Here is a 26,824-nt window from a genome sequence, read left to right as displayed (position 1 = left end):
GAAGGTCCGGGAGAGGTCCGGGAGAGGTCCGCGTCGGCCGCACGGGCGGCCGACGAGAGCACGGTCAGGCTGCTGCGGTGACTCCGTGGTCAAGACCTCTGATCGGGCGATCGGGCCCGGAGCCCCTCACATCCCTTCGTCCGTCGCCAGCCCCGCGGCCGCCTCGTGCATCGCCAGTTCCAGCAGCGCCGGGTCCGTGAGCGTGCCCGAACCGTCCGGCGGGACCAGCCAACGGACGCCGCCGGTGGACCGGCAGGGATACGGCACGACGATCCAGGTGCCGAGGCCTGCCGTGCGCACCCCCGTACCGAGCCACCGGGCGGCCGTGCCGGGCGGCACGAAGAAGCCCATACGGGCGTCGCCGAAGTCGACGAGCACCGGACCCGGCTGGTCGATGACCCGGGTCAGTACGTCGAGCGTGGGATAGCCGAGCTCGCCCGGCAGGATGAGTACGTCCCAGAGCCTGCCCGCCGGAAGCATCGCGATCCCGTGAGGGTTGCGCTCCCACTCCCAGCGACAGGCCTCCGGATCCGGAGCCGCAGAAGCGAGCCAGTCGACCGCCGTCTTCGCCCCAGTCATGAGGGGTCCTCCCTTTCGTGTGGACGCTGGTCGCGTCACAGGAGAGAGAGGGGTCCGGACCGAGCATTACGCGGGTTCTGAATGATTGTTGATGGCGATCGGGTCGCGGTGGACGAGTAACGAGCAGGGCGTACGCCCCTGGATCAGGCTACGAATCGCACTACCGATCGCACTACCGGTCACGCGCCCTCGGCTGTCGAAACTCAGCTGTCGAGTGTCAGCTGTCGAAGCCGAGTCCCAGCCGGTCCATGGTCTTCAGCCACAGATTGCGCCGGCCGCCGTGGGCGTCGGCCCGGGCCAGGGACCACTTGGTGAGCGCGATCCCCGTCCAGGCGAAGGGCTCGGGCGGGAAGGGCAGCGGCTTCTTGCGGACCATTTCCAGGGACGTACGTTCCGTGCGCTCCCCCGACAGCAGGTCGAGCATCACGTCCGCGCCGAAACGGGTCGCCCCGACGCCGAGTCCCGTATAGCCCGCCGCGTACGCGACCCGGCCCTGGTGCGCCGTGCCGAAGAAGGCCGAGAAGCGCGAGCAGGTGTCGATGGCGCCGCCCCACGCATGCGTGAAGCGGACGCCCTCCAGCTGCGGGAAGCAGGTGAAGAAGTGCCCGGCGAGCTTCGCGTACGTCTCCGGCCGGTCGTCGTACTCGGCGCGCACCCGGCCGCCGTACGGGTAGACCGCGTCGTAACCGCCCCACAGGATCCGGTTGTCGGCGGAGAGCCGGAAGTAGTGGAACTGGTTCGCCGAGTCCCCCAGGCCCTGGCGGTTCTTCCAGCCGATGGACGCCAGCTGGTCGGCGGTCAGGGGCTCGGTCATCAGCGCGTAGTCGTAGACCGGGACGGTGTACGCGCGCACGCGCTTGACCAGGTTCGGGAAGATGTTCGTGGCGAGGGCGACCCGGCGGGCGCGGACGCTGCCGTACGGGGTGCGTACGGCCATTCCGGCGCCGTACGCCTTCAGGTCGAGCGCGGGCGTGTGCTCGTACACGCGGACGCCCAGGTCGAGGCAGGCGCGTTTGAGGCCCCAGGCGAGCTTGGCGGGGTGGAGGAGCGCGACGCCGTGGCGGTCGTGGAGGCCGCCGACGAATGTCGGTGAGTCGACTTGTTCCCGTACGGCTTCGGCGTCCAGGTACTCGACGTCGTCGGCGAGGCCTTGGCCCTCCAACTCCCCGTACCACTCGCGGAGTTCGGTGGCCTGGTACGGCTCGGTGGCGACATCGATCTCGCCGGTGCGCTCGAAGTCGCAGTCGAGGGAGTAGCGGGCGACGGCCGCCTCGATCTCGTCGAGGTTGCGGGCGCCCAGCTCCTCCAGCTTCTTGATCTCGTCGGGCCAGCGGGTCAGGCCGTTGGCCAGGCCGTGCGTGAGCGAGGCGGCGCAGAAGCCGCCGTTGCGGCCCGAGGCGGCCCAGCCCGCCTCGCGGCCCTCGACCAGGACCACCTCACGCAGCGGGTCGCGTTCCTTGGCGAGGAGCGCGGTCCACAGTCCGCTGTAGCCGCCGCCGACGACCAGCAGGTCGCAGGTCTCGGTGGTGGTGAGGGCGGGTTCGGGGTGGGGCTTGCCTGGATCGTCGAGCCAGTACGAGACCGGCTGGGCTTCAGAGAGTGACTTTGTCCAACGGGTCATGCCTTTTGCCTGTTCCGGCGATTGCTGATGACCATTCCGGCCAGCACGAACAGTACGGCGACGATGAACATGGCCGTTCCGATGACGTTGATCTGAACGGGTGTTCCGCGCTGGGCCGAGCCCCACACGAACATGGGGAAAGTGACGGTCGAGCCGGCGTTGAAATTGGTGATGATGAAATCGTCGAAGGAGAGCGCGAAAGCGAGCAGCGCTCCCGCGGCGATTCCGGGGGCGGCGATGGGCAGGGTGACGCGGACGAACGTCTGGAGCGGGCCCGCGTACAGATCCCGCGCGGCTTCCTCCAGCCTCGGGTCCATCGACATCACGCGCGCCTTGACGGCCGTCACGACGAAGCTGAGGCAGAACATGATGTGGGCGATCAGGATCGTCCAGAAGCCCAGCTGCGCGCCCATGTTGAGGAAGAGGGTGAGCAGCGAGGCGGCCATCACGACCTCGGGCATCGCCATCGGCAGGAAGATCAGCGAGTTCACGGCGCCGCGCGCCCGGAAGCGGTAGCGGACGAGTGCGAAGGCGATCAGCGTGCCGAGGACGGTCGCGCCCAGCGTCGCCCAGGCCGCGATCTGCAGGCTGAGCGAGAGCGAGCCGCACAGGTCGGCGACGCCGCACGGGTCGGTCCAGGCGTCCGTGGAGAACTGCTGCCATTCGTAATTGAAGCGCCCCTTCGGATTGTTGAAGGAGAACACTGTGACGACGACGTTCGGCAGCAGGAGATAGCCGAGGGTCCCCAGACCCCCGATGACGACGAGATGGCGCTTGAGCCAGCGTATGAGGGCCATTTAGACCAGATCCTCCGTCCCGGACTTGCGGATGTAGAGCGTGACGATGGCGAGGATTCCGGCCATGAGGATGAAGGAGAGGGCCGCCGCCGTCGGATAGTCGAGAATCCGCAGGAACTGCGTCTGGATGACGTTTCCGACCATGCGGGTGTCGGTGGAGCCGAGCAGATCGGCGTTCACGTAGTCACCGCTCGCCGGGATGAACGTCAGGAGCGTCCCGGAGACGACACCCGGCATCGACAGCGGGAACGTCACCTTGCGGAAGACCGTGAACGGCCTGGCGTAGAGGTCGTTCGCCGCCTCGTGCAGCCGGCCGTCGATGCGCTCCAGCGAGGTGTAGAGCGGCAGGATCATGAACGGCAGGAAGTTGTACGTGAGGCCGCAGACCACCGCGAGTGGCGTGGCCAGTACGCGGTCCCCGGCCGTGATGCCGAGCCAGCTGGTCACGTCCAGCAGATGCAGCGAGTTGAGGGCGCCGACGACCGGGCCGCCGTCCGCGAGGATCGTCTTCCAGGCGAGCGTACGGATCAGGAAGCTGGTGAAGAACGGCGCGATGACCAGGATCAGGATCAGGTTGCGCCAGCGGCCCGCGCGGAACGCGATCAGATACGCGAGCGGATAGCCGAGCAGCAGGCAGAGGATCGTGGCGGTGCCGGCGTACGCGATGGAGCGCAGGAACTGCGGCCAGTAGTCCGACAGCGCGTCCCAGTAGGTCGCGAAGTGCCAGGTGACCTCGTAGCCCTCCTCCAGGGAGCCCGTCTGCACGGACGTGGAGGCCTGGTAGACCATCGGCAGGGCGAAGAAGACGAGCAGCCAGAGGATGCCGGGAAGCAGGAGCCAGTACGGGGTGAGGCGGCCTCTTTTACGAGGTGGACGCTCTTTCGGAGTGGGCGTCGGCGCCAGGGGTGGCGCGTCGGTGACGGTCGTCATCAGGCCGCCTCTTCCTCGACGGTCTCGATGCCCGCGTCGATGTCCTGAGCTGCGTCCAGGCCGAAGGTGTGCGCCGGGCTCCAGTGGAGTACGACCTCGGCGCCGGGCACGAGCCGGGAGTCGCGGTCGATGTTCTGGGCGTAGACCTCGAACTCCGGGCAGACCGGGCTGTCGATGACGTACTGCGTGGAGACGCCGATGAAGCTGGAGTCGGCGATCTTGCCGGTGATCCGGTTGCGGCCCGCCGGGATCTCGCCCGCGTCGTCGACGTGCGTGAGCGAGATCTTCTCGGGGCGGACGCCCACCAGGACCTTGCCGCCGGTCGTCGTGGGCGCCGAACAGCGCGCCTCGGGCAGGACGAGCTTGCCGCCGCCCGCCTTGAGGACGATCTCGTCGCCGGTCTTGGTGTCGACCTCGGCCTCTATGAGGTTGGAGGTGCCGAGGAAGTTGGCGACGAAGGTGGTGTTCGGGTTCTCGTAGAGATCGGCGGGCGAGCCGAGTTGCTCGACGCGGCCAGCGTTCATCACGGCGACCGTGTCGGCCATGGTCATGGCCTCCTCCTGGTCGTGCGTGACGTGGATGAAGGTGATCCCGACCTCGGTCTGGATGCGCTTGAGCTCCAGCTGCATCTGGCGGCGCAGCTTGAGGTCGAGGGCGCCGAGGGGCTCGTCGAGGAGCAGCACCTTGGGGTGGTTGATCAGTGCGCGGGCCACGGCGACGCGCTGCTGCTGGCCGCCGGAGAGCTGGTGCGGCTTCTTGCGGGCCTGCTCGCCGAGCTGGACGAGGTCGAGCATCTCCTCGACCTGCTTCTTCACCGACCTGATGCCGCGCCGGCGCAGACCGAAGGCGACGTTCTCGAAGATGTCGAGGTGCGGGAAGAGCGCGTACGACTGGAAGACGGTGTTCACCGGCCGCTTGTACGGGGGCAGGTTCGTCACGTCCTGCTCGCCGAGCGAGACGGTGCCCGAGGTGGGCTCCTCCAGGCCGGCGATCATCCGCAGGGTGGTGGTCTTGCCGCAACCCGATGCCCCCAGGAGGGCGAAGAACGATCCCTGGGGGACGGTCAGGTCGAGCGGGTGGACGGCCGTGAAGGAGCCGTACGTCTTGCCGATCCCGGAGAGGCGGACGTCGCCGCTGTTCTCGTTCGTCATCGTGGTCACGCCCCTGTCAGCTTTGCGAACTTCTCTTCATAGGCCGTCTCTTCCTTCGCGCTCAGTGAGCGGAAGGAGCGGGACTTGGCGGCCATGGCGGCGTCGGGAATGATCAGCGGGTTGTTCGCCGCATCCTCGTCGATCTTCGCCAGCTCGGGCTTCACACCGTCGACCGGACACACGTAGTTGATGTACGCGGCGAGCTCGGCGGCGGGCCCCGGCTCGTAGTAGTAGTCGATGAGCCGTTCCGCGTTGGTCTTGTGACGGGCCTTGTTGGGGACCAGCAGGTTGTCGGTCGACGTCATGTAGCCGCTGTCCGGGATGACGAAGTCGACGTCCGGGCTGTCCGCCTTCAACTGGACGACGTCACCGGCCCAGGCGATACAGGCGGCGAGGTCGCCCTTGGTGAGGTCGGCCGTGTAGTCGTTGCCGGTGAAGCGGCGGATCTGGCCCTTGTCGACGGCCTTCTGAAGGCGGGCGATCGCCGCGTCGTAGTCGTCGTCGGTGAACTTCGCCGGGTCCTTGCCCATGTCGAGCAGCGTCATGCCGATGCTGTCGCGCATCTCGGAGAGGAAGCCGACGCGGCCCTTGAGCTTGGGGTTGTCGAGCATGTCGGAGACCGAGGTGACCTCCTCGCCGTCCAGGGCCTTCTTGTTGAAGGCGATGACGGTGGAGATGCCGGTCCAGGGGTACGAGTACGCGCGTCCCGGGTCCCAGTCCGGAGTGCGGAACTGCTGGGAGAGGTTGGCGTACGCGGTCGGCAGGTTGGACGGGTCCAGTTTCTGGACCCAGCCGAAGCGGATGAGCCGGGCGGCCAGCCAGTCGGTGACGCAGATGAGGTCGCGTCCGGTGCCCTGGCCCGCGGCGAGCTGCGGCTTGATCTTCCCGAAGAACTCGACGTTGTCGTTGATGTCCTCGGTGTACTTGACCGTGATGCCGGTGCGCTCCCTGAACGCGTCGAGCGTGGGGTGGCGCTTCTCGCTGTCGTCGACGTCCATGTACTCGGTCCAGTTGGAGAAGGTGATCCGCTTCTCCTTGGCCGAGTGGTCCTCGGACGAGACGCTCGCCGTGTTCTTCGCCGCGGGGATTCCGCAGGCGCTCAGCGTCCCGAGTCCGCCGAGGGCGAGCGCGCCGCCGGTGCTCGCACGCAGCAGCGAACGGCGGGTGAGGGAGGACCTGCCGACCGCGAAGCTGCGCCGCATGGCGGCCAGTCGGGCCGGGGACAGGCGGTCGGGCTCGTACTGCTCCATGCTCGTGGTGCCCTTTCGGGAGGGTTCGGCCTGGTCCGGGCCGGTGGTGACTAGCCGGTGATGACTAACGGTCCCCGAAGATCGTGCGGTGCCAGTCCTTCCTTGCCACCGCGGTGTTGTCGAACATGACGTGCTTGATCTGGCTGTACTCCTCGAACGAGTACGCCGACATGTCCTTGCCGAAGCCGGACGCCTGGTAGCCGCCGTGCGGCATCTCGCTGATGATCGGAATGTGGTCGTTGACCCACACGCAGCCCGCCTTGATCTCGCGTGTGGCGCGGTTCGCGCGGTACACGTCCCTGCTCCAGGCGGAGGCGGCGAGGCCGTACGGGGTGTCGTTGGCGAGCCGGATGCCTTCGTCGTCGCTGTCGAAGGGCAGGACGACCAGGACGGGCCCGAAGATCTCGGCCTGCACGATCTCGCTGTCCTGGGCGGCGTCGGCGATGAGCGTGGGCCGGTAGTACGCGCCGTCCTTGAGACCGTCCTTGAGGTCCTGCGGGATCTCGCCGCCGGTGACCACGCGCGCGTAGGAGCGTGCCCGGTCGACGAATCCGGCGACGCGGTCGCGCTGGGCGTGAGAGATGAGCGGGCCGAGGTCGGTGTCCGGTGCGAAGGGGTCGCCGAGCCGGACGGTCGCCATGAGGTCGGCCGTCTTCGAGACGAACTCTTCGTAGAGGGGCCTTTGCACGTACGCGCGCGTGGCGGCCGTGCAGTCCTGGCCCGTGTTGATGAGCGCGCCCGCCACCGCGCCGTGCACGGCGGCCGCCAGGTCGGCGTCGTCGAAGACGACGAAGGGGGCCTTGCCGCCGAGCTCCAGGTGCAGCCGCTTGACGGTGGAGGTGGCGATCTCGGCGACGCGCTTGCCGACGGCGGTGGAGCCGGTGAAGGAGGTCATGGCGACGTCGGGGTGACCGACCAGGTGCTCGCCCGCCTCCTTGCCCGCGCCCGTGATGATGTTGACGACACCGTCGGGGATGCCCGCCCGGGTGGCCGCCTCGGCGAACAGGAGCGAGGTGAGCGGGGTGAGTTCGGCGGGCTTCAGGACGATGGTGTTGCCCGCGGCGATCGCCGGGAGGACCTTCCAGGCGGCCATCTGGAGGGGGTAGTTCCAGGGAGCGATGGAGCCGACGACACCGATGGGTTCGCGGCGTACGTACGAGGTGTGGTCGCCGGAGTACTCGCCCGCGGACTGGCCCTGGAGGTGCCGGGCCGCTCCCGCGAAGAAGGCGGTGTTGTCGATGGTGCCCGGGACGTCGAACTCCCGGGTCAGCTTGACCGGCTTGCCGCACTGGAGGGACTCCGCGAGCGCGAACTCCTCGGCGCGGTCGGCGAGCACGGCGGCGAAGCGGTGCATGGCGTCGGAGCGCTCGCCCGGGGTGGCGCCGGACCAGCCCGGAAACGCCTCGCGGGCGGCGGCGACGGCGGCGTCCACGTCGGCGGTGCCGGCGAGTTCGTACGTGTGGACGTCCTCGCCGGTGGACGGGTCGACGACCGCGTGGGTGTGGCCGGAGGTGCCCTTGGTGAGGCGGCCCGCGATGTACTGCGCGCCGGCCCCGAAATGCTCCTGTGCGTGCTGCCGCGCCTGGGCGCGTGTGCTGTTGCCCGGGTTGTGCATGTCGCTCTCCTCCGCCGCCGGCCGCGTTCCCCCGCGGGGGCTGGCGTAGCTCCAGCTCGATTTGAGTGCCGATCCTGACAGAGCTGACCCCGTCCAACAAGTGATTCCGTTGTTGCCTTTTGGTTACGCGACGGAATCTGTCGAGTGGGCGTTGACCAGGTGTCGAGTCCGCCGGGAAGAGGGCGGACGGACTGTCAGTGGTGGGTGCCAGACTCTCGTGCATGGGGAAGAGCACGGGGAATTCGTGGCATTCGGGGCATGCGGAGAAGATCGAGTCCTGGGAAGCCCTGATCAGGGCGGTGCGAGCGGAGGCCGGGGTCAAGTACTTGCACTTCTGGGGGCACCAACCACTGCCGGACGGCCAGGTCGGGGCGAGCTGTCTGAGCCAGTGGTGGCCGTCGCCGTTCACGGTGGACGGAGTGGAGTACCGGACGGCGGAGCACTGGATGATGGCGGCCAAGGCCCGGCTGTTCGAGGACACGGCGGCCGAGCGGCGGGTCCTCGCCGCGGGGCATCCCGCCGAGGCCAAGAAGGCCGGGCGGCTGGTGCGGGGGTTCGACGAGGGCGCCTGGGAGCGGGAGCGGTTCGGGATCGTGGTCGAGGGGAGCGTGCACAAGTTCGCCGCGCATGCCGAGCTGGGGGCGTTTCTGGTGGGCACCGGGGAGCGGGTGCTTGTCGAGGCCAGCCCTGTGGATCGTGTGTGGGGGATCGGGCTGGCCGCGGACGATGAGCGGGCGCATGATCCGGAGCGGTGGCTCGGGCCTAATTTGCTGGGGTTCGCCTTGATGGTGGTGCGGGAGCGGCTGCGGTCTGCCGGGTGAGGCCGGTTCGGTTCGCTGGTGGGTGGTGAGGTGCGGTTGTGGTGGGCTGGTCGCTCGCCCACTCTCGGCTGCTCCCCCATGAGCGGGGGACCCCCATCGCGGCGGAGCCGCAAGATGTCACCGCCCCGCGCCCCTGACCCGCTCCCGATGTCAGGCGGGCACCACGAGGAACACCACGACGAAGGCGACGGCCAGGGTGATGCCCACGGCTCCGCAGATGATTCCGGCCAGGGACTGGCCCGGGTTCGTTGCCTCGCCGCGGCGGGCCTTGCCGCGGCCGATCGCTCCGAAGACCACCGCGAGGATTCCGCAGGCGAGGGCGACCGGCCAGAGGCAGAAGCCGACCGCCGCGATGATCCCGAGCACGAGTGCCGCCGTACCCAGGCCGTTGCTCGGCGCCATGGGCATCCCGGGCCAGCCGTGGCCCTGACCGGCGCCCGGTGCGGCTCCGTAGGGATATGCCGGGTAGCCGTAGCCGTACGGCACCTGGCCGGGGCCGTCGGGCGAGATGGGGGGTGGCGGAACGGAGGGGCCGGGGGTGGGGTGACGGCCACCGCCCGGGGGTGCGAAGGGATTGCCGGCGGCGTTCGGGGCCGGACCGCCGGGAGGCGCGAAGGGGTTGTGCGGGGCCGGACCGCCGGGAGGCGCGAAGGGGTTCTGCGGGGCCGAGGCAGCCGGAGGGGCGAAAGGGTCACCCGTGCTCGGCGCCGTCGGAGGTGCGAAGGGATTGGCCCAGGGCTGGGCGCCCGCGGAGTTCGACGAGTCCGCCGGGGCGCCCGCTCCGAAGGGCGTGGCGTCTTCGGGTGGCCCAGCTCCTCCGGCAGCCGGGCCGGACGGTGCCGAGCCCTCGGGCCCAGGGGCGGCCGGCGTCCGGCCCTCGGCCCAGGCCGCACCCGGCGTCGCTGCCGCCGAACCGGCCGCCTCCGGACCCGGCGGCACCGCGTCCGTCGGCGGAGCCCAGGGATTCTCCTCCGCGGCGGGCTTTTCCAGCGGGACCTTCGCGCCGGGGACCGCGTCCTGCGGGCCGGGCGGGTCGGTGTGAACCGGAGGGTTCTGGCCCGGAGCGGCGCGGTGGCCCGGCGGAGCCCACGGGTCCGGCTCGTCGTGCTCCGGCGCACCCGGTCGCTGCGCGTCGTCGGACATGCCCGGAGTCCCCTCTGTCGTACGTTCCGTCATGCTACGGCCCGCGCCTCTCCCGTACCGGCCGCGGCCTACGATGATCCCCGAACCACCGATCAGCCGATCACCCGCGCCCCGCCGGACACCGCCCGGGCGCCGTTCCTGGGGAGGAACCCTTGACCGACTACCGCGACCACCGCGACGCGAGCGCCCCACGCGATCTGCACGCCTTCATCGCCGGGCTGCCCAAGGCCGAACTCCATGTGCACCACGTCGGCTCAGCCTCCCCCCGCATCGTCTCCGAACTGGCCGCCCGCCACCCCGACTCCAAGGTGCCGACGGACCCCGAGGCCCTGGTCGACTACTTCACGTTCACGGACTTCGCCCACTTCATCGAGGTGTACCTGTCCGTGGTGGACCTCATCCGCACCCCGGAGGACGTACGCCTCCTGACGTACGAGGTCGCCCGTGACATGGCCCGGCAGCAGATCCGCTACGCCGAACTGACGATCACCCCGTTCTCCTCGACCCGCCGCGGCATCGACGAGTCCGCGTTCATGGACGCGATCGAGGACGCCCGCAAGGCGGCGGAGGCCGACTTCGGGACCGCCCTGCGCTGGTGCTTCGACATCCCCGGCGAGGCGGGACTCGAGTCCGCCGAGGAGACGGTACGGCTGGCCACCACCGACAAGATCCGCCCGGAGGGCCTGGTCTCCTTCGGCCTCGGCGGGCCCGAGATCGGCGTACCGCGGACGCAGTTCAAGCCGTACTTCGACCGGGCGATCGCGGCCGGCCTGCGCTCCGTACCGCACGCGGGCGAGGCCACGGGACCCGAGACGGTCTGGGCCGCGCTGAACGACCTGCGGGCCGAGCGCATCGGACACGGCACCAGCTCCACCCAGGACCCCGAGCTGCTGGCCCACCTCGCCGAGCACCGGATCGCCCTGGAGGTCTGCCCGACCTCCAACATCGCCACCCGTGTGGTCCGCACACTCGACGAGCACCCGATCAAGGACATGGTGAGCGCGGGCGTGCTCGTGACCATCAACTCCGACGACCCGCCGATGTTCGGCACCGACCTCAACAACGAGTACGCGGTCGCCGCCCGCCTCCTCGAACTCGACGAACAGGGCCTCGCCGCGCTCGCCAAGAACGCCGTCGAGGTGTCGTTCCTCGACCCGGCCGGCAAGACGAAGCTGGCCGCCGAGATCGACACCTACACCTCTACGTGGCTCGCGCCCTGAACGGGTATGGCGTGAGCCAGCACAATGGGCCCATGCGCACCGTGACAGCCGTGGCCCATCGAGGCGACCCCTACCGCGTCCGTGAGAACACGATCGACTCGCTGCGTTCCGCGCTCCAATGGGGCGCGGACGCCGTCGAGTTCGATGTCCGGCTGACCCGCGACGACGTGCCGGTGCTGCTGCACGACGCGACGCTGAAGCGGCTGTGGGAGCAGGACCGGCCGCTGCTCTCGCTCTCTTCGGACGAGGTGCGCGGGCTCACCGCCGGTGGGATTCCCACGCTGGAGGAGGTCCTGAAGTCGACTGACCACGGCCGCTTCATGGTCGATCTGCCAGGTGCTGCGAACGCTCGTGCCGTACGCCGGATCGTCGAGGTCATCCGCGACCTCGGGGCCGACGGGCGCGTGTACTACTGCGCCGGCGCCGAGACCATGCTCGCCGTGCGCGCGGCCGACCCCGCCGCGGAGATCGCCCTCACCTGGACGACACTCGCACCCCCGCGGCCCGCCCTCCTCGACGCCATACGCCCCCGCTGGCTCAACTACCGCTTCAGCCTGGTCGACCGGAACATCGCCGCCCGCGTCCACCGTGACGGCTGTCTGTTGTCGGTGTGGACGCCCGACACCGGCCGGTCCATGCGACGGCTGGTGGATGCGGGGGTCGACTCGATCACGACGAACCGCATCGACACGTTGTGCTCCCTGCGTCGGCGCTCCGCTTGAAGCCCAGTGCGTCATCTGCGGGTCCGTTGCGGCTGGGAGTGCCCCCACTCTCGGCTTCGCTCGAACGGGGGGACCCCCATCGCCGCGGAGCCGCACATGTCACAGCCCCGCGCCCCTGACGGGGCGCTGCCGAACCGCACCGGACTTCGCCCGACCCCTCAGGTCGTCACCCGGGACCGCTGTGGCACGGTCGCCGGATCGACGGGCCTTGAGCGGGTGACGTACTGGGGCACCGGTGCCGTGTCCTTGCCGTTGTCGCGGGTGAGGCCGTAGCGGATGGCTCCCTGTTCGGGGCCGGTGGTGATGTCCTTGTTCACCGCTTCCCAGTCCGTCGGGAAGACGCCCAGGCCGTAGGAGGCGCCGCGTTCGTTGACGTTGAGGGTGACGGTGCCGTCGACGTAGAAGTACTCGTTCTGCCACATCTGCTGGGTGCCTTCCGGCAGGACTGTGTAGCCGACGTCCGGGCCGCCCATGCCGGTGCCGTAGCCGGACCGGGTGCCGCCTGCGTCGTCCATCCGACGGCCGCCGCCGGACGCGACGTGGAAGAGCTTGCCCCGCAGGCCGGTCCAGGTCGGCATGACCAGACCGCCGGGCCGGTCGTGCGGTGAGATCTGCCAGCGCACCAGTACGTAGCCCTGGCCGCTGAGCGTCACGCTGTCGCCGCGGTGCTGCATCACGGCCTGCCGGCCGCCGGTGCTGGTGATGCCGGACTCGGGCCGGCGCGGCAGCTCGGCGGGACGCGCGTTCGGGTCGGGGGCCCGGTCGACGGCGTCGACGACCGTGCCGTACAGGCCTGCCCTCCGCGTCGGTGAGGGGGACGGAGTCGTCGTGGGCGACGGCGCCGGGCGGGCCGTACTCAACGCCGTGGGAGCCGCGGCCCGGGGGCGCGGCTCGTCCGGCGGCTGCGTGACGACGTACGCGCCGCCCGCGACCATCGTCGCCCCGGCCGTCATGGCCACCGCGGGCTTGGTGAGCGCGGCGACGACCTTGGCGGACCAGCCGGCGGTCGTGGCGGCCGTGGCCGCCGTCGTCGCGGCGACCGCCGTCTTGCCGCCGAAGACGAGCGAGAGCGTGAAGCCGACCGGGATCGGGACGAGCGCGATCCCGACGAGCAGCCGTTCGGCCGGTACGACCGCCTCGCTCGGTTCCGCGCAGTGGCGGCAGCCCCGGATGTGCCGGGCCAACCGCTTGCGCCACACCGAGTCGGGCTGCCCGTCCCAGCGGGCGGTCACCTCGCGCAGCTCGGGGCAGGACTGGTCGAGGGCCCGTACGATGCCGCGCGCGGCCTCCAGGCGGGCCTTCATCCGCTGGACGCGTACGGCGGCGTGCTGGCGGCTGATGCCGGCGGCTGATGCCAGTTCGCGTCGGCTGAGCTCGCCCGCCACCTCCAGCCACCACAGGGACAGCAGTTGCCGGTCCTCGTCGTCGAGCCAGCGCACCGCCTCCGCGACCTCACGCCGCTGCCCCTCCAACTGGAGCCGCAGCACGGTGAGTTCGGCGAAGTCGGTGGCCTCCTGGGCTGCGTCGTCGGCCAGCGACTCGGACGTGCGCCGCCTGGCCCGGTCGCGTATCTGCCGCATGGCGATGGCCACCAGCCAGGAGCGGAAACTGTCCGGATCGCGCAGCGTGCCGAGGTTGTCGACGGCGCGCAGCATGGTCTCCTGCACGACGTCGTCCACGTCCGCGTGGCCGTTCAGGGCGCGACCGACGATGTTGTAGACCAGCGGCAGCCAGCCCGCGACCAGCTCGTCCAGCGCCCGCCGGTCACCGGCCTGCGCTGCCGCGATGGTCGTACGCCACTGCCGCCCGTCCACGTACGTGCCTTCCCGCGCAGGTGTCACTTGCTGTAGAGAAGCGTCCCGAAGCCCAGCTGGTCGAAGCCGCCGCTGTTGGGTCCGTAGTCTCCACCGCCGCCTTCGGCACGTACTTTCTCAGCCATGGCGGTGACGTGGGGGACCGTGAGCCGGCGGCGCCGCGCGTAGTGGTTGTGCAAAAGCTCCCAGACCGGCCGAATCTGCCCACGACCTATGTCGGAGATCACGGCCTGCTCGCGCCAGGCGCCCTTGGTCCCGGTGCGCCAGGTGTACTTGGTGAAGGGGACATCTCCGCCCAAGTTGTACTTGGCGACGTACTCGGCGCCCTTCATCAGACGGTTGTCGTCGTAGCCGTAGAGGTCGACGCCCTGGTTCCACGCCATCTCGCAGATCGAACCCAGCAGGCCCATGCCCATCACGGTGTGACCCTGGTCGCGGCCGGATTCCTGCCACTGGGCCAGGCCCTGGTCCTCGTACACGAAGGGGGCGGCGTTCTTGATCGAGCCGTTGCCCGCGCCCTTCTTGAAGTACGTCACGGCGCGGTCGAACTTGGCCTTGTCGTCGCACAGGATGCCGATCGCCATGATCGAGGCGATGTTGCAGAGGTCCCAGTTCGCCCAGTAGTTGGTGATGACGGCGCCGTTGTGGTGCTTCAGGAAGTCGTCGCTGAGCGGGTGGAAGATGTTGAGCAGCATCTTCTTGAAGCGGGCCAGATCGAAGCCCGGGTAGTCGCGCACGAGTTCGGCGGCGTTCGCGAACTGGTAGCCGTAGATGCCCGACGCCAGGAACCGGTCGGAGTTGCCGGTGAGCGTGGTGAGCTTGGCCGACCAGGCGTTGAGGATCGCGACGGCCGTCTCGGCGTGCTCCTTCGTGCCCGCGATCTTCCAGCGCAGGGCGTTCTGGTACGCGGCGTGGATGTCGTTGAAGAGGATGGCGTAGTTCTGGCCCTCGCCGCCGCGGATGATCGTGGCCTGCGGGTTGGGCTTCCAGGTGCTCGCGGAGTGCCGGTTGGCTGTCAGTCGCCGCCAGCCCGCCAGCCAGGGCTCCTTCTTCGCGGCGACGCGCACCTTGGAGCGGTTCAGGTCGCCGGCGTTGTGCAGCATCCCGGGGTGCGCGAAGAGCGGCTTGGGGCTGGCGGTGCTGGAGGTGCTGGGCGGCGCGGACGCACCGGTCTGCGCGGCGTCGGCCGAGTCACCACCGTTCAACGAGACCGCGAGGGCGCCGACCGCTCCGGAGGCGGCGACGCCCCCGGCGATCTGGATGACGCCGCGGCGGCTGAAGCGGTGTTTGTTGTGCTCTGCCACGAGTGACTCCTGTGCGAACGGGGGACAGGGGCGTGAGGACACGTGGCGTGCGCAAGCCCCGTGAAGCGGCGTGTGCGCTCTGTGTGCCTCATGTGCACAGGAGACGGAAGAAGACCCTCCGCGATAACAGTTTTTGCGCGGCCTGAAACTTTCGAGTCTCGCGCTCCGTGGCGTCCGGCACCGAGTTGCCCTAGGGAGAACCCCCGACAACACCCTTGCTGGGCACGTCAGTTGGTCGGGGTCGCGATCAGGGTCGGCGCCCTCCTCGGCGACGATCCGCGGCGGCGGCGTACGACCACAGGATGAAGGTCATCGCCCACCCCTAGGAGTCAGCTGATGCACGCCCGAATCCGTACCGCCTGCGCCGCCCTCGTGGTCCTCGGCCTGGCGGCCGGGCCCTTGGCCGGAACCGCCCTCGCCTCCCCCTCCCCCTCCGCCACGGCAGTCGTGCGGGAAGCCGACGGTCCGAACCGCAAGGCCCTGCGCGCCGCGCTCGCCGGCCTCCCGGACAAGGACGCGACGGCCGCGCTCGTACGAGTCGGCGGCACGAAGGGCAACTGGCGGGGCAGTGCCGGTGTGCACGATCTGGTCAGCGGCCGCAAGGCCCTGGAGCACGGGCGGTTCCGGGCCGGTTCCACGACCAAGGTGGTCACCGCGGCCGCCGTGCTCAGCCTCGCCGCCGAGGGCAGGATCGACCTGGACGGGCACGTGCAGACATATCTGCCCGGGCTCCTGTCGGCCAAGTTCAAGAAGCCCATCACCGTACGGCAGTTGCTGACCTTCACCAGCGGGCTGCAGCCGGGCGCCTCGCTGGGGAACGTGGACGGGGAGGGGTACGAGCGACGGTTCGAGACGCTGACCCCGGAGGAGGTCGTTGCCGCGTCCGTCGCCAAGGGACCCGCGTTCCGCCCGGGCGAGCGACAGCAGTACAGCAACATCGACTACACCGTCCTCGGCCTGCTCATCGAGAAGGTCACGGGCGACTCGTACGAGCACCAGGCGGAGTTACGCGTCCTGCGGCCGGCCGGGATGCGTCACACGTCCTTCCCCGGTGGCCCCGACCCGCGCATCCACGGCCCTCACAACCGCGGCTACCAGAAGCTCGCGGACGGCAGGCTGGTGGACGCCACCGAGTGGAACATGTCGGACCGGTGGGCCGCGGGCGACATGATCTCCACGACGGCGGACCTGGAGCGCCTCCTCTTCGCGCTGTTCCGGGGGAAGTTGGTGCCGCGGCCCCTGCTGGAGAAGGAGATGTTCACACTGCCGAAGGTGAAGGGCGCGACCATGAGCGCCGGACTCCAGCGGTACGACGCGGGCGGCGGCACGGTGCTCTGGGTCAAGTCCGGCGCCCGGCCCGGCTACGGCACGTTGATCGCGGCCACCCGTGATCTGTCACGCACCCTCGTGTACTCGGTCAACGCGACCGACGCGAAGGCCGAGGGGATGAATCCGGTGGGCGAGCGGATCGTACGGGCGGCGTTCGGAATCTGAGGGCAGCCGGTTGCGCAGCGCCCCGAAGGGGCGCGGGGCCGTGACATATGCGGCTCCGCCGCGTGGGCGCGACCAGCCACGATGACGCCGCAGACGATCGACAACGCATCGCGGCACTTCCAGCGGAGCGCTCAGTTCCCCAGCGCGTCGTCCAGGGGTACGTGCCGCACGCCCGGCAGGTTGCCGTCGAGCTCGCCGGGTTCGAAGCGGCACATGCCGACCGCGTGCCAGAACTCGCCCGTGACATCGCCTTCGTACTTGTAGCCGCCGGACGGCGACAGCGCGGCCCAGCCGTCCGGCATCCCGACGAGGGTGGCGCGCAGCGTGGCCGGGGCGTCGGCGGGGACGCTCCACAGCCGAACCGTGCCGTCCTCGCCGCCGCTGGCCAGCAGCGAACCGTCGGGGCTGAAGGCGACCGCCAGCACGCGGCCGGTGTGGCCGGTCAGGGCGGCGGTCTCGCGGCCGGTGTGCGGGTCCCACAGGCGTACCGTCCGGTCGTCGCCCGCGGTCGCGAGCAGGGGGCGCAGCGGATGCGCCGCGGCCGTCCACAGCTTGCCGACGTGGCCGGTCAGCCGGTGCACGACCGCACCGTCCCGCCAGACCACCGCCTGGCCGTCCCACGACGCGCTGGCCAGCCAGGAGCCGTCGGGCGCGAACACCACGGTGTACACCCGGTCGGTGTGCCCGTCGAGTACGGCCGTGATCCGCCGGTCGGCCATGTCCCACAGCCGCACCTTCCGGTCGTCGCAGCCGGTGGCCAGGACCGCGCCGTCGGACCGGAAGGCGATCGAGCGGACCCGGCCGAAGTGGTCGGTGATGGTGGCGACGTGCGCGCCGGTGGCCCGGTACCACAGCCGTACCGTGTCGTCGTCGTTGGCGGTGGCCAGCAGTTCGCCGTCGGGGCTGAACGCCTCGGCCCAGACGTGGTCCGTCTCGACGTCCATCTCGCGCTGGTACTCGCCGGTGGCGGCGTTCCACAGGTACATGTCGCCGTCGCTGCTCGCGGTGGCCAGCAGGGTGCCGCCGGGGCTGAACACCGACGAGACGAGGCGGTCGCTCTGGCCGGTCAGCTCCCGCAGCCGCCGCCCGGAGGCGGAATGCCACAGGCGGACGACACCGTCGTTGCCGCCGGCGGCCAGCATCGAGCCGTCGGCGCTGAAGGACAGGGTGGCGATGCGCCGTCCGTGGCCGCGCAGGATGCGTCGGCCCTGTCCGGTGGCCGGATCCCAGATCCGTACCACTCCGTCGTTGCCTCCGGTCACCAGCAGTGAGCCGGTCTCCGGTGCGGGCGCGTCGCCGTGCGGCCGGAACTTGCACGCCCAGACCGAGCCGCGGTGCTCCGAGGGCTGCCGACTCAGCGGCACCGCGGCGGGCGGGCTGCCGGGGACCTGGTCGGCGTCCGGGTCGATCCGCCACAGCCGGACCACACCGGCGCTGTCCCCGGCGGCGAGCAGCCTCCCGTCGTGGTCGAACAGCACCTGGTACACGGCGCCGCGGCAGCCGCCGAGCAGTCCGGCCCGGCCGCCGGCGGCCAGGTCCCACAGCCGGACCTCTCCCTCGGTGTCGCCGCTCGCCAGAAACCTGCCACCGGGGTGGAAGTCCAGGGTGTAGACGCGGCCCGAGTGACCGGCGAACTCGTGCTGCACCCTCCGGTCGGCGAGGTCCCACAGCCGGACCGTGCCGGCCCGCCCGTCGCCCATGTCACCGGTGGCCAGCAGGGACCCGTCCGGACTGAACCGGGTCCGGAACACCGCGCCTTGGTGGCCAGGCAGTTCACCGAGCGGCCGCCCGGTGTCGATGTCCCACAGCCGTACGGCGGCGGAGGCGTCCCCGGTGACCAGGGTGGCGCCGTCCGGCCCGAAGGCCACCGAGTAGACGGGGGCTGCATGGCCGGGCAACCGGTGCAGGGGGGTGCCCGAGGCCGTGTCCCACAGGGTGACCACGCCGTCGGCGTCGCCGGTGGCCAACAGGGAGCCGGCGGCGTCGAGGACGACCGGCCAGACTCCGTGCGGGTGAATCCACAGCCGGTGTCGGCAGCGGCCGGAGACCGGGTCCCACAGCCGTACGGTGCCGTCGGCGCTGCCGGTGGCCAGCACTCGGGCGCGGAACTTGACCGCGTAGACCCGGCCCGTGTGGCCGTCCAGGGTGCGCAGCGGGGTGCCGGTGACGGCGTCGCAGACCAGCACACCGCCGTCCTCGCTGCCCACGGCGAGGAGTTCGCCGTCCGGGCTGTACGAGATGGGCTCGGGCAGCCGGCTGGTGCGCATGTCGAAGCCGTACGGCACACCGACCGCGGAGGGCCGGAAGCCGGAGTCGACGGCCATCCCGGGAGCGATCGCGGCGGTGGCCAGCTCCGGGGTGCCCGGCAGCGCGGGCCCGGTGGTCGCCGAGACCAGCGCCGCCCGCCGCCACCGGCCGCCCGCCACCTGGGCGCCGGTCAGATCGGTACGGATCAGCCGGGCCCGCCGCAGGTCGGCGCCCCGCAGGTCGGCGCCGGTCAGGTCGGCGCCGTCGAGCCGGGCACCGGTCAGCCGGGCGTGGCGGAGCACGGCGCCGGAGAGGTTGGCACCGACCAGCCGGGCGTCGGTGAGGTCGGCGCGGGTGAGGTCGACGCCGGAGAAGTCGCGGTACGACAGGTCCTCCCCGGCGAGGGCGGCGCCGCGGAGGTCGGTGTGGGCGGGCACCCGGAGCCGGGCCAGGATCTTCACGGCGTTGGCGTGGGCGACCTCCTCGCCCCTCAGGGTCGGCTCCGGGGCGTCCCCGGTGGTACCGCTCAGCGCCCGCTCGGCCCACTCCTGGCAGACCCGGTGGTCGGCGAGGTCGCACAGGAACTCCACGGCGAGCCGGCTCAGTTGACGTCGCAGGAGCAGCGTGGTGTCACCGGCGGCCAGCCGCAGGGCGCACTCCCTGGCGATCAGCCACTCCACCACCGAGCCGTGGATGAACCGGAACACGCCGTCCTCGTTGCGCACCAGCAGGCTGCCGGAGCCGACGGCATGCGCGGCCTGCGGCACCGACAACCGGCTGTCCGCGAGCCCGGTCAGGGTCTCGGCGACGTCGGTGAGCTCGTCGAGCCGCAGCGAGTCCTGGCCGCTCTCCCACAGCCGCAGGGCGAGCGCGGTGACCGCGTGCCACAGCTGGTCCAGGCTGAGCCCGGGCACCCTGCCGGGGCTGCCGGTGCCGCGCCGTTCCTCGAAGCGCAGCCAGGCGGTGAGCACCTCCTGGTACAGCCCGGCGGGGCTGAGCGCGCGGCCGGCCCCGGCGACCGCGCGCAGTTGGTCGTCGTCGAGGTCGGCGACGAAGCCGAGCAGTCGGGGGTTGCGGCACAGGGCGAGCAACTCGGGGATGGCGTCGAGGAGACGCACCCGGCGGTCGGCGGCGCGCTCGTCGCCGTCGTAGCGGTTGACCAGGTAGGCACGGATCTGATCGGGGGTGAACTCCTGGACCGCCAGCACCCGGCGCTGCGGGAGCATGCCGACGCGTTCGCCGAGCGCGGTGAGCACCTGGCCCTGGGAGCGGAAGTGCTGGGTGCGGCTGCTGACCACGATCTTGGAGCTGTCCACGGCGGAGTCAAGGAGCACTTGGAGGCGTTCGGCGGCGCGGTCGTAGCTGACCTGGTTGACCAGTTCGTCGAAGCCGTCGAAGAGCAGCACGATCCGGCCCTGCTGCAGCATGTACCGGAAGGCGCGGAGGTCGATGTTGTCGACGCCGCGGGCGGCGAGGTGGGCCGCGACGAGGCCCTCGAAGGAGTAGGCCCGGTCCAGCGCGTGCAGTTCCACCAACAGCGGGACCAGGTGCGGCAGTTCGGCCGGGATACGGCGGGCCAGCTCACGCAGCGCGAAGGTCTTGCCGTGCCCGAAGTCGCCGAGCAGCAGCAGGAACCGGCCCTGGTCGGAGTCGAGCAGCCGGAGCATGTCGTCGACCAGGCCGTCGCGGTCCTCGGCGCCGAGGCGTTCCACCTCCCGGTAGCGCTGCGGCAGGTACATGTCCGGCGGGTAGCGGGGGTCGGTGCGCAGCCGCTCGCTCTGCGCACCGACGTATCCGCGCAGGTCGAGCAGGCCCTGGAACTCGGTGAAGCTGCGTACCCGAACGCCCCGGCGGCGGGCCAGGTCACGCAGGTCACGGGCAGGCGGCGGGCCGTCGTGGACGAGTTCGGCCTCGGTCTCGGACTCCGCGGCGTGCACGAGGGCCACGAAACCCTCGATGTCCTCGGCGGTCGGGGTGCCGGTGTGCACGGCCACCCGCTGCTGCCGGACGAAGCCCGACTGGGTCCAGGTGACCAGCAGTTGGGGCACCGGTCCTGCCACCGGGCGGATCTGGGCGCCCTCGTGGCGGGTCCGGCAGACCTCGGCTACCCGGTCGAGCAGTATCTCGGCCGGGGACTGCACCGCGCGCGGCTCCGGCTCCGCCGTGGCACCGCCGTCGGGGTCGGCCGGGGCCGCGGGGTCCGTCGTGGTGCTCCCCGGTCCGCCGCCCGCCGCCGGATCGTCCGGGTCGGGGCCGAAGACGCGATGGGCCCGCCGCCACTCGACCCGGCGCCGCTGCGGCTCGCCCTGGCCCCGCCAGCCGGTCAGGCCGTCGCGGCTGACGCGGAGCAGCTGGTGGCGACCGGGCTCGGCGGCGCCGAGCACCTGCACCTCACCGGACGCGGTGGCCAGGACGGGGTCCGCACCGGGGTCGGTGGGGCCGTGCAGCAGCAGGTGCAGCCGGGGCGCGGTCAGCCGGGCGAGCACATCGGTGTCGCGCAGCGGTCCGGCGGCATCCGGAGCGGCTCCGCCGAGCACGCCGGCGCGGCGGGCGCCGGGATTCCGGGCGGCGCCGACCGGGTGGCGCATCAGGCCGATTCGCAGCCACCCCTCCTCCTCGTACGGGCGCAGCGCCTGGGCGAACCAGGCGGCCTGCTCGGGGCCGACCATGCCGTACTGGTCGTCGAGGCGGTGGCTGTAGGCCATCGAGGAGTTCAGGCCCGCGACGACGGTGTGCAGTTCGGGCACGGGGAAGAGGGTCCACGCCTGGTCGCTGTCGAAGACCGCGTCGAGGCCCTGGTAGAGCTCCTGGAAGAGCCGGGCGAAGTGCCGCCACTTGGGCCAGTACGGCGGCCGGGGCGGCATCTCGTCGGCCTCGCAGGTGCTGAAGTAGGCCCGGCAGGCGGCCTGGTTGACGTCCTGGCCGCCGGGGACGAGGGCGACCCTGTGCGGTTCGAGGCCGAGCAGCGCCCGCAGACCGGTGAGGAAGGCCAGCGCCTGTTCGAACTCGCGGGGGCTGCCGGAGGCGGTCAGGTCGCCGGTGACCACCAGCAGGTCGGGGGCGGGGGCCCCGGCGTCGGTGAGTTCCACCAGGTCGCCCCAGATCGCGGCCTGTAACTCGGCGGGGTCCTGCCCGCGGCCGAAGGCGGGCCCGGCCAGCTGGAGCACGGTGACCGCCTCACGCACCCGGCCGTCCGAGGAGACCCGCGGGTACACCGGCGGCGCCGCGGGCCGCCGCCGTCCGGCCCAGCCGGGGCGACCCAGCGGCCTGCCGGGCGGCGGCGGATCGGACGGCACCGCCGGGCCCGGTCGGACCGGATGGCTGTTCCCGCCCGGATAGCCGGGACTCAGGCTGGGCCGGGCGCGGCCGTCGACGGCCTGGCGGACCCGGGTGAGGAGCAGTTCGCGGGCGGCCGACGGATCGGTGACCGGGACCAGGTCGACGTAGGTGATGGTGGCCAGCAGGCCCTCCACCGGGATGTCCTCGACGCGCACGGTGAGCAGCCTGCGCTCCGGGGCGTCGGGGTCGGCGCGCAACGCGGCCTGCCACTCCATCCGGCCGTACCGGGAGCGCTCGTAGTTGCGGGACAGTACGGCGATCACGGCGGCGGACTCACTGACTCCGCGGTCCATGAAGTCCACGAAGTTGGTGCCCGGCACGAAGTCCCATGCCTGGAGGACCGTGCGGTACCCGGCTTCCTCCAGGGTCCAGGCGATCCATGACGCCCAGCGTTCGTCGGCCGGTGAGTAACTGACGAAGAAGTCCAATGGCCCGGTGTCCCCCGATGTGATCTGACGAGCCGCCATATATTCATGATGCAATGAGAGAACGCCGATATGGGCCGTTTCCGCGGTCAAAGTCCTGGCTGGAAGCCCCCGTTGGGGAAAGCGTCCGAAAGCAGACGCCGGTCACAGCGGGGCACAGATGTGCGACCCTTCCATCCGTGCGTGTCTTATTGCGTCTGCATGTGCTGGACCGGGTGGCGATCGGCCTGCTGGCGACCGGGCTGCTGTGCGTGGCATCGGGGTTGCTGCCCACGGGGTCGGCTGCCGACGCGATGACCCGCATCGCCCCACTGCTGGCGTTCCTGGGCACGGTGATCGTGCTGGCCGAACTGACCAGCAGGGCCGAGGTGTTCGACGTGGTGGCGGCACGCGTCGCACGGGCCGGGCGGGGCAGCTACCCGGCCCTTTTCCTGCTCTGCGTGGCCTTCGCCTCCGTCACCACGATCTCCCTGAACCTGGACACCACCGCCGTGCTGCTGACGCCGGTGATGCTGGCGCTCGCCTCCCGGGTCGGCATCGCGGCGGTGCCGCTGGCGATGACGACGGTGTGGCTGGCCAACACGGCGAGTCTGCTGCTGCCGGTCTCCAATCTGACGAACCTGCTGGCCGCGGACCGGGTCGCGCTGTCCCCGCCGGGGCTGGCCGCCCGGATGTGGGCACCGCAGCTGGCGGCCATCGCGGTGACCATGGTCTGCCTGTGGCTGTTCTACTGGCGGCTCGGAAGGCGCGGGAGCGGCCGGCGGACCGCCGGGCAGGACATCGGACCGGCCGAGGCCGAGGACGCCGGCCCGAAGCCCGGCGCCCAGGGCGTGACCGGGCCGCGCCGCACGGACGCCCCGGCCGCCGGGCCCGGCGCGGCGCGCGCGGGGGACGTACGGGCGGAGGACGTGCCAGCGGGGGATACGCGAGCGGGGTCCGACCGCTATCTGCCGCCCGAGGTGCACCGGCCCGCCGACCTGGTGCTCTTCCGGGCCTGCGGGCTCGCCTGCGGCGGCTTCCTGCTCGCGATCCTGGTTGCCGACGTGGAGCTGTGGGTGGCGTCGCCGTGGCGGCTTTCGCGGTGCGCCGCCGGTCGGCGCTGCGGGTGTCGCTGGTCCCCTGGCGGCTGCTGGTGATGGTGCCCGGGATGTTCCTGGTGGTGGAGGCGGTCAACGCCAACGGGCTGCACGACGCGCTGGCCGCCGCGATCGGCCATGACGGCGGCACCTGGGGTCTGTTCCGGGCGGCGGCGGTCGGCGGCGGGCTGTCGAACGTACTGAACAACCTTCCCGTCTACCTGGCCGGGGAGGCGGCCGTCCCGGCGGGCAACCACGACCAGCTGCTCGCGCTGCTCATAGGCACCAATGTGGGGCCGGTCGTGACGCCTTGGGCCTCGTTGGCGACGCTGCTGTGGTACGAGCGGTGCCATGCGTACGGGGTGCGGGTGCCGGTCGCGCGGCTGATGGGGACGGGCGCGGTGCTGGCCGCCGCCGCGGTGGCGGCGTCGGTGGCGGCGCTCGCGCTGACCCGGTAGCCGTCCCCGGCCGCCGCGGTTCGCGGTTACGGGAGGGAGCGGCGCGGCGCGTAGGAGGGAGCCCGCTCCGGACGCCCCGGCCGAGCCTGTCCGGCGGGGGTCATCGCCACCAGGTCCAGCAGATACGGCAGCACCTCCGGCCGCCCCGCGACGAAGGAGCGCTCGGTGTCCGGCCCGGTGAAGCCGCCGCCGAACTCACGGCCGTCCAGGTGCCGGACGGCCACCCCCGCCTCGCGGGCCAGCAGCGCCCCGGCCGGCAGATCGATCGCCTCCGCGCGGTAGCCCACGAAACCGTCGATGTCCCCCCGGGCAAGCATGGCCCAGGTCAGCAGCGGCGCCCACAGTTGGAGCAGCCTCCTGGACCGGATTTCCAGGGTGTGCCTCAGCGCCCGGGCCGCGGGGTCGTCGCGGCGTACCGCGTGCCCCTGTGTCCAGGCCAGCAGCGGTCCGGCCGACGGAAGCGGACGGCCGTCGGCGACCCCGGCGAGCCTTCCGTACGGCCCGTGCGTGCCGCCGCCGTGCAACGCCGACCAGGTGCGTTCGGTCACCGGGTCGTGCACCACGCCGACCACCGGCGCCTCGTCGACGCACAGGGCGATGCCCACCACGTAGGCGGGCAGCCCGATCACCACGTTGTTGCTGCCGTCGAGCGGATCCACCAGCCAGGTGCGGCCGCTGCCGTCGCCGCCGAGTTCCCCGGACTCCTCGGCGAGGATCCGGTCGTGCGGGAAGCGCTCCCTGATCCGGTCCACCACGAGGCGTTCGGACATCAGGTCCAGGTCGGTGACGACATCGCCGAGTTCGCCCTTCGGCCGGGCGGCGAAGCCGTCCGGAAACCGGGACCGCAGCAAGGCCCCGGCCTCCTCGGCGGCGGCCACCGCCGTACGGCACTCGGAGGCGAAACCGGCCGACCGATCAGGCGGGTGGCTCGGGTTCGGGGTCATGAATCCTCCTGACTGCGGCCTGAGCGATCGAAGCGGTCTGAGTCGCGTCGCACATCCTGCGGACCATCCGGTGGCCCGGGGCCCGTAACGGGCCCAGTGAGAGGTCCGCCCGGCCGGGCAGCGTTCGCCCCAGCACCAGCGTGGCAGTCGGGCGGCCGTCAGGCACCACGGTGGTGTGGAATTCACCCGCGGGGAGAGCGTAGGTCTGGCCTCGTACGCTCGTCTGTTCGGCGCCGGACAGGCAGCTCACCAGCCGCTCCGTCGGCCGCAGTTCGTCCACCCCCGACGGATCGCTGTGCACCTCGAACACCCGGTGGGTGGGTTTCTCGGTCTCCTCGTAGACCCCCATGCGCCGATTGCCCACCCGCCCGTACAGCACCGTGCTGGTCAAGTCCCAGCTGTGCGAGTGCACTTGGGAGACCGTCGGCGCGGGCTCCGGCGTCCCGGGCCGCTCGGAGGGCCCGCGGACCTCTAGGACCCCTGAAACCCCTGAAACCCCTGAAGCCCCCGAAACCCCTGAAACCCCGAAGACATGGACGCAGACGCCCCGTGTGCCGTCGCGCAGGATCGGCAGGCAGATGAACCCCAGTGGATGGCGCACCGCGCGCAGGGCGCGGCGGCCCGAAATGACCTGTTCCAGTTCCGATGCGGCGTGTCGCATCAGCTCGGCGGCGGCCTCCCGCCGGGCGGCCCGTTCCAGGGCCGGGTAGTCCATCGTGGCCCCCCTTCCCCCGAGTCTCCCCATCTCCCCGAAATGCGTCGCTCACCTGCGGTACGGGTCCTCGGCCCGCAGCGCCCTGTCGATGATGTCGCCGACATCCCGGTCGGTGAAACTCGTCGGCAGCGGCAGCCCGAGCCGGTCGAGCAGACGTCTGACCTCGTCCACGGTCGGCTCGTCGCTCAGCTGTGTGGCCTCCCGCAGATCCAGCTTGACGGCCTGCTCCCGGCTCTGGTGCAACTCGGTGACGTAGTAGTCGTACAGCGGCCGGCCCCGCTCCACGTACAGGCTCACCCGGCGCGGGTCGTCCTGGGTGATGATCAGGCAGGAATCGGACAGGTCGAAGCGCAGCGTCGGTGCCACCGAGGACAGATGGACGTCGATCTCCAGGGTGTCGAGTCGCTGCCGGTGCCAGCCGGCGGCGAGCACGGTGGCGTACGACTCCTTGCGGGTGCGCTCGGTGGTCCACTCCGCGAACGTTCCGCCGTCCTGCCGGTGGCCGAAGGTGCGCCGGAACCGCGCGTAGGCGGCGCACACCCGGTCGTCGGCCGGGTTGACGATGTCGATCTTCATGCTGAGGGAGCGGCGCTGCCGCTGTGCCTCCAGCACACACTCCGGCAGGGTCACGGCGCGCAGGTATGTGCCGGTGCCTCCCTTGAACACCCAGCGGGCGGTGTTTCGGCGGGCCTGCTCGTGCGCCATGCCCACCTCCGCGCCGGACAGCGTGCGCACCATGGCCAGGTCATCGATCGCCCGGCTCGTCCCGTCGGTCGCGGCGCGGATGTCGACCAGCCGCCGTCGGCGCTCGGTCAGCGATCCGTAGACCAGCGCGGCCAGGACGAGCAGGGTGGCGCCGGAGACGATGTTGTTGTCGAAATTCTTGTCCAGCACGTCCAGCACGCCGATGACCAGGGCCACACCGATGGCGACGACACCGTCCGCGTTCCTGACGGCCCATGCGATCCGGTCCTCGAGCCGGCGCCCGGACGGCTGCGGTCTGCTGCGCGTCACGTCCCACCCTCCCCCGACGGCGACCTCCATGGTAGGAGGAACCGCACCCCGGCAGCTACGGTGCGTCGACCGGCCTCAACGCCGGGTGCCCGGTGAGGGAGGAGCCGAGAGCTTGGGGGACGGTAGGGGCGGTGGGGGCGGTGGG

The 26,824-nt window shown here is 71.2% G+C and carries 19 protein-coding genes and 1 pseudogene; 6 read left to right on the top strand and 14 right to left on the bottom strand.

The window, feature by feature from the left end; all coding sequences use genetic code 11:
* Positions 1 to 126: 126 nt before the first annotated feature.
* The 7 genes from ACTWQR_RS23675 to ACTWQR_RS23645 all read right to left on the bottom strand — a co-directional run bounded on the left by ACTWQR_RS23675 (position 127) and on the right by ACTWQR_RS23645 (position 7,943).
* Positions 127 to 579: a hypothetical protein gene (locus tag ACTWQR_RS23675; RefSeq protein WP_443229139.1), complete on the bottom strand. Its 453-nt coding sequence runs from the start codon at positions 577 to 579 to the stop codon at positions 127 to 129.
* 217 nt (positions 580 to 796) lie between these two features.
* Positions 797 to 2,200, bottom strand: a complete 1,404-nt coding sequence (locus ACTWQR_RS23670) for an NAD(P)/FAD-dependent oxidoreductase (protein WP_443229138.1) — start codon at positions 2,198 to 2,200, stop codon at positions 797 to 799.
* Positions 2,197 to 2,997 carry an ABC transporter permease gene (locus tag ACTWQR_RS23665; protein ID WP_443229137.1) on the bottom strand — a complete coding sequence of 267 codons (801 nt, stop codon included), beginning with the start codon at positions 2,995 to 2,997 and terminating at the stop codon, positions 2,197 to 2,199. The genes ACTWQR_RS23670 and ACTWQR_RS23665 overlap by 4 nt, the downstream gene beginning before the upstream one ends.
* Positions 2,998 to 3,927: an ABC transporter permease gene (locus ACTWQR_RS23660; RefSeq protein ID WP_443229136.1), complete on the bottom strand. Its 930-nt coding sequence runs from the start codon at positions 3,925 to 3,927 to the stop codon at positions 2,998 to 3,000. It abuts the gene before it with no gap.
* Positions 3,927 to 5,087: an ABC transporter ATP-binding protein gene (locus tag ACTWQR_RS23655; RefSeq protein ID WP_443229135.1), complete on the bottom strand. Its 1,161-nt coding sequence runs from the start codon at positions 5,085 to 5,087 to the stop codon at positions 3,927 to 3,929. The genes ACTWQR_RS23660 and ACTWQR_RS23655 overlap by 1 nt, the downstream gene beginning before the upstream one ends.
* A complete protein-coding gene (locus ACTWQR_RS23650) occupies positions 5,084 to 6,328 on the bottom strand; it encodes a polyamine ABC transporter substrate-binding protein (protein WP_443229134.1) in 1,245 nt (414 codons plus the stop codon). Before ACTWQR_RS23650 ends, ACTWQR_RS23655 begins: the two co-directional genes overlap by 4 nt.
* Before the next feature lie 64 nt (positions 6,329 to 6,392).
* The gene (locus ACTWQR_RS23645) at positions 6,393 to 7,943 is read right to left on the bottom strand and encodes a gamma-aminobutyraldehyde dehydrogenase (RefSeq protein WP_443229133.1); all 1,551 of its coding nucleotides are present in this window, start codon (positions 7,941 to 7,943) and stop codon (positions 6,393 to 6,395) included.
* Between the two features lie 221 nt (positions 7,944 to 8,164).
* Between ACTWQR_RS23645 and ACTWQR_RS23640 the strand changes: the two genes are divergently transcribed.
* Positions 8,165 to 8,764 (top strand): NADAR family protein, encoded by a 600-nt coding sequence (locus ACTWQR_RS23640; protein ID WP_443229132.1) that lies wholly within the window; start codon positions 8,165 to 8,167, stop codon positions 8,762 to 8,764.
* A 150-nt stretch (positions 8,765 to 8,914) separates the two neighbouring features.
* Here ACTWQR_RS23640 and ACTWQR_RS23635 read toward each other — a convergent pair whose 3' ends face one another.
* On the bottom strand, positions 8,915 to 9,940 hold the full coding sequence (locus ACTWQR_RS23635) for a hypothetical protein (RefSeq protein WP_443229212.1): 1,026 nt from the start codon (positions 9,938 to 9,940) through the stop codon (positions 8,915 to 8,917).
* Positions 9,941 to 10,006: 66 nt separating this feature from the next.
* Here ACTWQR_RS23635 and ACTWQR_RS23630 point away from each other — a divergent pair.
* A pseudogene (locus ACTWQR_RS23630) lies at positions 10,007 to 11,127 on the top strand (adenosine deaminase).
* 32 nt (positions 11,128 to 11,159) lie between these two features.
* Positions 11,160 to 11,849: a glycerophosphodiester phosphodiesterase gene (locus ACTWQR_RS23625; protein WP_443229131.1), complete on the top strand. Its 690-nt coding sequence runs from the start codon at positions 11,160 to 11,162 to the stop codon at positions 11,847 to 11,849.
* A gap of 158 nt (positions 11,850 to 12,007) precedes the next feature.
* Here ACTWQR_RS23625 and ACTWQR_RS23620 read toward each other — a convergent pair whose 3' ends face one another.
* Positions 12,008 to 13,663 (bottom strand): RNA polymerase sigma factor, encoded by a 1,656-nt coding sequence (locus ACTWQR_RS23620; protein WP_443229205.1) that lies wholly within the window; start codon positions 13,661 to 13,663, stop codon positions 12,008 to 12,010.
* 23 nt (positions 13,664 to 13,686) lie between these two features.
* Positions 13,687 to 14,967 (bottom strand): alginate lyase family protein, encoded by a 1,281-nt coding sequence (locus ACTWQR_RS23615; RefSeq protein WP_443229130.1) that lies wholly within the window; start codon positions 14,965 to 14,967, stop codon positions 13,687 to 13,689.
* 336 nt (positions 14,968 to 15,303) lie between these two features.
* On the opposite strand from ACTWQR_RS23615, the gene ACTWQR_RS23610 reads away from it, so the two are divergent.
* A complete protein-coding gene (locus ACTWQR_RS23610; protein ID WP_443229129.1) occupies positions 15,304 to 16,461 on the top strand; it encodes a serine hydrolase domain-containing protein in 1,158 nt (385 codons plus the stop codon).
* 131 nt (positions 16,462 to 16,592) lie between these two features.
* On the opposite strand, the gene ACTWQR_RS23605 is transcribed toward ACTWQR_RS23610, so the two are convergent.
* Complete coding sequence (locus tag ACTWQR_RS23605; protein WP_443229128.1) at positions 16,593 to 22,514, bottom strand: TIR domain-containing protein; 5,922 nt, start codon at positions 22,512 to 22,514, stop codon at positions 16,593 to 16,595.
* Between the two features lie 137 nt (positions 22,515 to 22,651).
* On the opposite strand from ACTWQR_RS23605, the gene ACTWQR_RS23600 reads away from it, so the two are divergent.
* Together ACTWQR_RS23600 and ACTWQR_RS23595 are read left to right on the top strand one after the other, a co-directional pair.
* On the top strand, positions 22,652 to 23,608 hold the full coding sequence (locus tag ACTWQR_RS23600) for an SLC13 family permease (protein WP_443229127.1): 957 nt from the start codon (positions 22,652 to 22,654) through the stop codon (positions 23,606 to 23,608).
* A complete protein-coding gene (locus ACTWQR_RS23595; protein ID WP_443229126.1) occupies positions 23,539 to 24,006 on the top strand; it encodes an ArsB/NhaD family transporter in 468 nt (155 codons plus the stop codon). The genes ACTWQR_RS23600 and ACTWQR_RS23595 overlap by 70 nt, the downstream gene beginning before the upstream one ends.
* A gap of 26 nt (positions 24,007 to 24,032) precedes the next feature.
* Here the strand turns inward: ACTWQR_RS23595 and ACTWQR_RS23590 are convergent, their stop codons facing one another.
* Genes ACTWQR_RS23590 through ACTWQR_RS23580 form a run of 3 tightly spaced genes read right to left on the bottom strand, consistent with a single transcriptional unit; the run spans position 24,033 to position 26,679 of the window.
* The gene (locus ACTWQR_RS23590; protein WP_443229125.1) at positions 24,033 to 24,950 is read right to left on the bottom strand and encodes an inositol monophosphatase family protein; all 918 of its coding nucleotides are present in this window, start codon (positions 24,948 to 24,950) and stop codon (positions 24,033 to 24,035) included.
* Positions 24,922 to 25,665, bottom strand: coding sequence for a hypothetical protein (locus ACTWQR_RS23585; protein ID WP_443229124.1), 744 nt, complete (start codon positions 25,663 to 25,665; stop codon positions 24,922 to 24,924). The genes ACTWQR_RS23590 and ACTWQR_RS23585 overlap by 29 nt, the downstream gene beginning before the upstream one ends.
* A 48-nt stretch (positions 25,666 to 25,713) precedes the next feature.
* Positions 25,714 to 26,679: a hypothetical protein gene (locus ACTWQR_RS23580; RefSeq protein WP_443229123.1), complete on the bottom strand. Its 966-nt coding sequence runs from the start codon at positions 26,677 to 26,679 to the stop codon at positions 25,714 to 25,716.
* Positions 26,680 to 26,824 lie beyond the last annotated feature (145 nt).

Source organism: Streptomyces sp. 2A115, assembly GCF_052245575.1.
Classification (GTDB): domain Bacteria; phylum Actinomycetota; class Actinomycetes; order Streptomycetales; family Streptomycetaceae; genus Streptomyces.
Note: the sequence above shows the minus strand (reverse complement) of the source record. Positions and strands in the feature narration are given on the sequence as shown.